This is a genomic window from Zoogloea sp. LCSB751, from assembly GCF_002028455.1.
Taxonomy (GTDB): domain Bacteria; phylum Pseudomonadota; class Gammaproteobacteria; order Burkholderiales; family Rhodocyclaceae; genus Zoogloea.
Genome location: NZ_MWUM01000072.1, coordinates 1 through 961 on the forward strand (window position 1 = coordinate 1; position 961 = coordinate 961).

Sequence of the window (961 nt, forward strand, 5' to 3'; positions counted from 1 at the left end):
GTGTGCGCCCAGCATGGGCGCACGCCTGCGGGTGCAAGTCCCGCTGCGAGCTGGTCACAGTGAGCAAAGTGAAGCGCAACTGCGTGAGGGTGACCGAGCGTGGGGAGGAGGCGTGGAGCATAAATCGCGAGCCGATGAACAAGAACCGCATAGAAGGCGCTGCCAAGCAGGGCGAGCGGGCACGAAACCGCAAAGCCCTTGTGACCAAGGCGGGGGTGGCGTAGATGCGGCGGTTGTGCGGTGAAGGTGTGCGACCCTTACCTGGGGAGATCTCGCCTTGTGCCTGAAAGGGCGACGGCCATGCCGGAGCGAGAAGTCAGCCGAGGTCGTAGTAGCCAGAGCCGGGGCCGAGTAGGTCAGAAGGCGACGGTGAAGGACCGAACGAGAGTGAGTGACCGAGGACATGAGGATGTCAAAGGCCATGCGTCAGATGCCGGGGCGAGCTGGGCAGGTGGGCGTAGCGCAGGGTGAAGCCGTGCGTGATCTCATCAGCGACGAAGCCTGCGGCCCGCCTCTTGAGCACTCGGAAACAGGGTCGGCAAAGCAGTCGGCAGACACAGGTGGCCTGCTGGAAGCGGCGCTGACGAGACAGAACCTGCAAGCGGCCTGGAAACGGGTCAAGGCCAACCAGGGTGCAGCCGGGGTGGACGGGCTCGACATCGAGCAAACCGCCGAAGTGCTGCGCACGAGCTGGTCGGACATCCGTCAGGCGCTGCTGCAGGGGCGCTACCGGCCCAGTCCGGTACGCAAGGTGCTGATTCCGAAGCCAGACGGCAGCCAGCGCGAACTGGGCATCCCGACGGTGCTGGATCGGCTGATCCAGCAGTCCCTGCTGCAAGTGCTGCAACCCCTGATCGACCCCACCTTCAGCGAACACAGCCACGGGTTCCGGCCCGGCAGGCGAGCGCACGACGCGGTCAAGGCCGCGCGGGCGTACGTGCAGTCGGGCAAGCGCGTGGTG

At 65.9% G+C, this 961-nt stretch carries 2 protein-coding genes; both read left to right on the forward strand.

Features of this window, described 5'->3' with window-relative positions; genetic code table 11:
- Positions 1-224: hypothetical protein (locus B4920_RS30060; protein WP_216820033.1), on the forward strand; the 224-nt coding region annotated here is incomplete at its 5' end.
- Between the two features lie 167 nt (positions 225-391).
- On the forward strand, positions 392-961 hold a 570-nt coding region (locus B4920_RS30655), incomplete at its 3' end, for a reverse transcriptase domain-containing protein (RefSeq protein WP_254051062.1).